Below are 6,567 nucleotides of genomic sequence, written 5' to 3' on the forward strand. Positions count from 1 at the left end.
GGATCACACCGCGCTTGAGGATTTGCAAGTACTTCTTCGAGTAACGTTGTCTAACTTCGCTCAGCGTGACGGTGCCCGCAGCCAAGAACCTAGCATCGGCGGCAGCAATCTGTTCCGGCGTCCAGTCTGCGCTCTCTTCAACGATATCGTTGATGGCCATCTGCAAACCCTTCTTGGCATTCGCAAGCGAAGTCGCCTCTATTCGGGCCAGGAACTGCGACGGTGTGTCCGCTGGTGTCGTTGGATATTTGGGCGTGTACCACTCGAAGTGGCGATCAAGGAAGACCTTGAGCGATTGATAGTCGTCGTTCGAGAGAGACTGCTTGGTCATGGGATTGTTTGTTGCTATTTGCAAGTGCATCTGCCAGACGGTACAGGTGTACCAAACTCGGCATTTGCAGCTGGAATATATTGAAGTGGCCCACGTGGATTCAATGGACTGATGCCATTGATGAGATTGCGGGAGGTTCCACCGCTGCTTTGAGCACCGCCATTGATCTCGATCATTTGCTGCTCTCGCCCACGAATCGGCGACTTGTTGAAGGAGGTCTTGTCCACCACACCGGGTTGGAATCCTTCTGCAGTCAGGTCTGCTTGTTGAGCGCTGCGCTTCTTCACGTTGTTCTCCGGTGTATCAGTACCAGAAGTTCGACCTGAGTAGCACTGACCAGTTAGCGGATTCCATCGCGTGTAGGTCTGGTACGACTTGTTGTCCTTGTCTTCGAATTGCTTTTTCAGATAACGCCCGAGTTCCCTCAACCCATCCGCCGGGGTGGGTATCGGGATGATCGGGCCACTTGGCTCTCGCTCTGACTCATCGACTTGCAGGCCGAGCGAATCCGAGTACATGAGTGGGTTTCCATCAGCATAGATGCGTCTGTTAAGCCCTCCGGCCAGACCGATCTTGTCATTCTGCGTGTACTCCCCGGTTCTCGAGTCATACGTCCTGAAGCCGTTGTAGAACAACCCCGACTCCTCATCCGCGTACTGTCCCGGATACCGCAGGTTGAACTTCACCTCCGAGAGGTTCGTGCTGCCCAGATTCGACGCGATGTCGAGGTTCGCGAAGCGGTTCTTGGCGGTTGTTGGCTTGTCCTCCCCGAACGCGCTGTAGCCCCACTGCCAGACGGCCTGCCCGCTCGCATTGGTGAGCTTGCGTGGCGTGTTCAAGTGATCACTGTGTACCGCGTAAGTGGTGCCGTCGATGACAGCGGCAATCGGCATCGGCTCATTGGCCGTCGGCAGGTAGATGTACTGCGCCGTCCCTGCACTGTTCGCGCCACCACTGCCTACCTCTGCGATCAGCGTGCCCTCTTCGTCGTAGACGTATGCGTAACCCAGTCTCTCTGCTGCCGAGCCCCCGGCTGTCGGATTCCACACTTTGGTGAAGAAACCTGTCAGGTTTTGCATGAAACTCGGTCTTCTCACATCACCCTTGGTCGGTGAGAAAACCGGTTCCGTCTTGAATACCCGCTGCCCCAGCGCGTTGTGCGCATAGCGCGTGGTCGGGCTGGTGTCGGTAGCACCTGTGGTGACACTGGAAAGGCGACCTTCGGCATCGTAGGCGTAGCTGCGCAGCCCATCGCTCGTGAGGTCTCCATTGGCGTTGTAGCGGTAGTTCACGCTCGTACTGGCACTGCCGGCCGTCTGCTTGAACCCCGTGAGCAAGTTGCTCGCCGCACCCACGGTGTAGGTTCGGCTGATGCTCTTGTTGTTGACAGTCTCGACGCTGCTGGTGCGGTTGCCGTTGGCGTCGTATCCGAAGCTCGTGCCATTGCCGTTGGCAATGAAGCTGGTGATCCTGCCTATGGCGTCGTACCCCACGTTCCACGTCACGTTTGCATTCGCGAGCGTGCTGTGCGTGGCATCGGTGTCCGCAGGCTTGTACTGGTTCTGCGTCAGGCTGATGATGCGTCCAGCCGCGTTGTATACGTAGCTGCTGAACTCGGTGGCGGTCAACCGGCCTGCCGTATCGTAGCTTCGACTGGCCGCGAGCTTTGGATTGCTGCTGGTAAAGGCCCACGTCCATCCGGTGGGCCGGCCCAGCGGGTTCCACGTGATCTTGTCGACCAGTGGTTTGCCATTAAGAAAAAGACCTGTGAGCCTACCCGTGCTGTCGTACTGGTGGGCGAGCATGCTGCCGTTTGGATAGACGATGCTCGCGAGAGTGCCATTGGCGTTGTAGCCGTAGCTGATCTGCTGGACTGCACCATTGGCAAGCGTCTGCTTCTTGATAATCACGCGACCGAAGCCATCCCTGGTGTATTCAGTGATGCCGCTGCGATCCACCATCTTCGACAGATAGCCCTTGCTGTTGGCTGTGAGGTCATAGCTCAGGGTGGTGGTCTTGCCATCAGCAAACACCAGGCTGACGGGACGACCCAATTTGTCACGCGTGATGATGGTGGCCTGCTTCAACGCATCCGTGATCTTGCTCGGCAAGCCCAGACTGTCGTACTCAATGCTGCTTCGACCCGTGTCCGCGCTGCTCTCGTTCGTGGCGTTGCCTTGGGCATCGCGCACGTAGCTGGTCACTGCGCCCTTGGAGTCCTTGGCCTCGATGACGGCATCGAACGCGTTGTACTTCAGGGTGGCGCTGAGATTGGCGGCATCGGTGACGGTCTTGACGCGACGCAGGGCGTCGAGGTCGTAACCGATGCTTTGATTCAATCCGTTGGTGCGTCGGACGAATTCACCGTTGGCGTCGTAGCCGAAGATGTGGGTTTGATTCGAGCCTTCGGTCTTACTGGAAATTCGATTGATGTTGTTGACCGTGCGAGCCACGCGCCAGGCCACACTGCCGGTGCTGTCCTTGATCTGCTCTGCGGTGCGGTTGCCCATGCCGTCAAGAGTGAAGTCGCCGCTCTCGCCGCGGTTGTTGCGCCAGCCCGTAAGCCGGTGGGCGGCATCGTTGGTGTAGGTCAGCACAAGCCCCATGGGAAGCGTGACGGTCTCTACGGAACCGAAGGGCTTGTAGGTCAGCGTAGTGGTTCGACCTGCGATGGTATGCGTCAGGAGGCGGTCACGCAGGTCGTAGGTATAGGTGGTGACGCGGCCATTGGGCTCGGTCTGGCTGATGACGCGGTTGGCCTTGTCGTAGGTGTAAGTGGTGACATGGCCCAGCGCATTGGTGGATGTGAGGACATTGCCTTGGGTGTCGTACGTATAGCGTGTCGTCGCGCCATTGGGCTCGGTGGCTATCGTGACCAACTGCTGGGCGTTGTAAGTCCATTGCCAGAGCTGGGCTTTGTTGGTGGTGGTGTCTGTCACCGTTTTCGTCAAGACATTGCCGAACCCGTCATACATGTACTTCGTGGTGCGGCCGGTCTCGGTGACCAACGCCGGCAGGCTAAAGGTCGGATGCCACTGCGTCATTACCGTCTGCGCATCAGGTGTCCCAAGGGCCCTGACAACAGTAGTTGGCAAACGACGAGAAACGTCCCAGGTGGTGGTCGTGACCACACCATTGAAGTCGGTCTCGAAGGTCGTCAGACCATTGGCATCTTGAACGCGCGAGGCCGCATCTGACACGCCCGAGCCCGACGGTAACGAGGCACCGACAACAGCCAATTTACCCTTGCTACTGCTGTAGTTGAAGTTGCGGCTCGTTCCCAGCGGGTCAACCACCGTGGCCTGCCTGTTGGCGGGATAGCTCACCTGATATTTCTCGACAGCACCCGCGTGCTCGGTACTAACGGCCCGCCCCTGTGAGTCATACGCAAACGTGGCGAATCGCGCATTGGCCTCGTCAACGATGCCGGTCAGTGCCCGTGGGAACGATGCGTTCTCGTACACGTAGATTCGGGCTTTTTGATCCGAGTTGACGACTGCGTTAAGTCGCCCTGCCGGATCGTAGAAGTAGCCGATCATGCGCTGATCAGGCGTGGTGATCGTATTGAGGTGACCTGCGTGGTTGTAGTTCAGGCTGATCGTGCGCCCGAATGGATTGGTGATGGAAACAAGCTGGCCCGCTTGGTTGTAGCCGAAGGCAGTTGTCCAACCGTTGCGTTGTGCTTCAGTCTGAAGCTTTCCGTCGCCCGTGAATGTCATCGTGACATCGTCACTGGCACGACGCAGGGTCCAAGTGCCATTGCCGGCTTGCACCAGCACGTCGGCGCCGTTGGTGGCCGTCCAGACTGTAGACCCCACAGCCTTCACGAAAGTAGAAAGATAGCCTTCTGAGCTGATGACGGAGACTGTCGTGGGGTTTGTGCTCGGTGACGCCTCGAGTTTCGTCGCGTAGTTATGCGCCCAACCTCTGGTTAAGGTGCCTGCGCGGGTTGAGGCATCGTTCGCCCAAGAACTTCGATAGGTGCGACCGAATGTAAGAGGCGCGGGACCACCATCAATGAAATCGACTTCGAACTGAATCTTGTCCGCTGTCGCAGGAAAGATGGGGTTGCCGAAACTGGCATCGCAACTCTGGGGTTCCGGCGCAGCCTTGACACAGGCGCTGGCTGCCGCATCCTCTTGATAGCCTTCGTTGCAGGTGCACTCAGTCGTACCAGTGCTGTTCGCCGGGCAAGTAGGCAAATTGCCAACCTCTCCCATTACGAACGACTGATCGTATTGGTCCCAAAAAAATTCGCAGAACATCGAACCGCGCTGTTCACGCACACTGAACGTGTCTGCAAACCCAGAAGTAAAGGACTTGCACACGCTGACGGCATCACCAGGACCAAACTGCTGATCAAAGTTCTTTAAGGTGTACTGCGTAACACCGGACGATTTGACCGGTTTAAACGTCGCCAATGCTGCACAGGATGCGCACAGCAGCAACAACGCGACAAGCAGGCGGAGAACATGAGCCATACCGCCCCCCATACCGTAGTGATGACGAGCGACCCAATAAAATTGAATTTTACAAATGAGGTGATGCAAGTCGCCCTCACCACGCAAGATCGTCAACCCCTTCGCTCCCTTTTGAAGTCTTCTCATTACCCTCTCCCTCCTACTTTTTTGCTGAATTAACGTTTGCTCATCAACGATTGCGCTTACGCGATTTCCGACAAATTCAAGCGTATCTTTGAGTGATCACCCCCTCGAGCGACATGCGGTGTACTCCGCGCGCTATTTACAACTATTCGAAAGACCATCGTTTAGACATTGACAGGCTCACCGATCAGCTTCAACGCTGCGAGCGCCGTAGTTCCCGTTAGTAAGGGATCAGATTTGCTGCGAAGCAGCGCATCTAGCGGCTGTCATGCTTTATGTTGCGCACGCGCGCTTTATTTCAGGCATCTAACATCTGAAAGGATGTGTATTGTCGGATGACTTCGTCTCAGCAAGCGAATTCAACAAAGTCCGCTTTGCCAATTTTGCCGAAGCCATCGCAGCAGTCCGTCAATGATTCGCATGAATCCTCCCTTATTTTTGCAATCGATGCGCGATACATTCACTGCGATTGAATGCCAGTCAATCAAAGAAAAATCGTCAACCGCACTTCAAGCTAAGCATCAATATAGTCGGAAACTTTGATCGAACCGTGACAGGGACGTGTTTTCAGCAAACGTGTCCGAATTACACAATCCACGAACAATATTTGACAATTGTTTATGGAATGCCAATAAAGTTTCCGTTTGAATTTGACCATCCTGCAATTTTCGAGAACACGGAACTTTGTTTACCCAGTGATTAGCGCAGGTCAACCCGCGAACTGAAAATTCGGATTGATAGTCTGGGGTTCCCGTTTGACCTTGGCGCGATGCGCGCCAGACACAGATGCGAGCACTCATGGCCGAGTGCACTGGCCTGCGGGTAAGCAACTCAGATGCTCGTCTACACCACCAGCCGATACCCCACGGCCGTCTCCGTCAGCAGATGCCTCGGCTGTGCCGGATCGTCTTCCAGCTTCTGCCGCAGATGCCCCATGTAGATCCGCAGGTAGTGGCTGTGCTCGCTGTACGACGGCCCCCACACCTCGCGCAGCAGCTGGCGCTGCGTCAGCACGCGGCCCGCGTTGGCGACCAGCACCGACAGCAGGCGGTATTCGGTGGGCGTCAGGTGCACCTCGACGCCCGCGCGGTGCACGAGGCGCGCGGTGCGGTCGAGTTCGATCTCGCCGAAGCGGAACAGCGCCTCGGGCGCCTCGTCGACGGTGCCGCCCGTGGCGCGCGGGCGCCGCAGGTTGGCGCGCACGCGCGCGAGCAGCTCGCCGGTGCCGAAGGGCTTGGTGAGGTAGTCGTCGGCGCCGGCGTCGAGCGCAGCGATCTTGTCTGCTTCGTCGGTGCGCGCCGAGAGCACGATGATCGGCACGGCGGACCAGCCGCGCACGTCGCGGATCAGCGAGACGCCGTCACCGTCGGGCAGCCCGAGATCGAGCACGAGCAGGTCGGGCTGCCGCGTGCCGGCGGCCGTCAGGCCCTCGCGCAGCGTGCCGACCTCGTGCACCGCCCAGCCTTCGGCTTCGAGTGCGCCGCGCACGAACCGGCGGATCTGCGGCTCGTCTTCGATCACGATGGCGGTGGGGGATGGCATGGGTTCAGAGTTGGGCTTCAGCGGGTTCCGGCGGCTCGCGGCGCGGCAGCGTGACCGTGAATTCTGCACCGCCGTCGCGCGCATTTCCCG

General features: G+C 57.8%; 3 protein-coding genes. All 3 read right to left on the bottom strand.

Annotation, left to right across the window (positions count from 1 at the left end; translation table 11 throughout):
* On the bottom strand, positions 1–331 hold a 331-nt coding region (locus ACT6S0_RS25535), incomplete at its 3' end, for a hypothetical protein (protein WP_444766545.1).
* A 14-nt stretch (positions 332–345) separates the two neighbouring features.
* Positions 346–4,938: an RHS repeat-associated core domain-containing protein gene (locus ACT6S0_RS25540; protein ID WP_444766546.1), complete on the bottom strand. Its 4,593-nt coding sequence runs from the start codon at positions 4,936–4,938 to the stop codon at positions 346–348.
* Positions 4,939–5,778: 840 nt separating this feature from the next.
* Positions 5,779–6,477, bottom strand: coding sequence for a two-component system response regulator KdpE (gene kdpE, locus ACT6S0_RS25545; RefSeq protein ID WP_444766547.1), 699 nt, complete (start codon positions 6,475–6,477; stop codon positions 5,779–5,781).
* Between the last annotated feature and the right edge of the window lie 90 nt (positions 6,478–6,567).

This window comes from Roseateles sp. (assembly GCF_052436255.1).
In the GTDB taxonomy this organism is placed as follows: Bacteria; Pseudomonadota; Gammaproteobacteria; order Burkholderiales; family Burkholderiaceae_C; genus Pelomonas.